At 48.8% G+C, this 385-nt stretch carries 2 protein-coding genes; one reads left to right on the top strand and one right to left on the bottom strand.

The features are described 5' to 3' along the window. Positions 1-147: transposase (locus tag ACTNBU_RS12750; RefSeq protein WP_441034473.1), on the bottom strand; the 147-nt coding region annotated here is incomplete at its 3' end. 1 nt (position 148) lies between these two features. On the opposite strand from ACTNBU_RS12750, the gene ACTNBU_RS12745 reads away from it, so the two are divergent. Continuing rightward, a partial coding sequence (locus ACTNBU_RS12745; RefSeq protein ID WP_441034471.1) for a transposase occupies positions 149-385 on the top strand: 237 nt, incomplete at its 3' end.

Genomic DNA, 385 nt, shown 5'->3' with positions numbered 1-385 from the left:
CTTCGTGGGCGGCCGGTTCCGGCGTATGCTTCGCCAGTCTGCCAGTGTGTAGTATGCGATGCCGAGCTGGTTGGCAGCGTTCTTCACCCCAATCTCATCAGACAGCTTGAGAGCCTCTTTCTTGAATTCCTTGCTGTACTTTCCCATTGTGATCCCCTCCATCTTTGTTTTTCACTTTAACAGATTTTTGGGGAATTTGCGACTGCACTTAAAGGGTACCACTCCAAATATCTGCTACCGCTGGTTCCTGGGATATACGCTGCAGGAGGAAACACCGCATTTTTCCACAGTGAGTTATAATTTCCGTCATCGGTTTACAGAGGATACAGTGAACCAGATCTTTGGCTGGATACTGGAAGAAGTAGCGGAAGCAGGATATCTGTCC

The sequence above is a fragment of the Dysosmobacter sp. HCP28S3_G4 genome (assembly GCF_052065175.1).
Lineage (GTDB): Bacteria > Bacillota > Clostridia > Oscillospirales > Oscillospiraceae > Oscillibacter.
The sequence above is the reverse complement of the archived record's forward strand: the minus strand, read 5'-3'. Positions and strand labels throughout refer to the sequence as shown.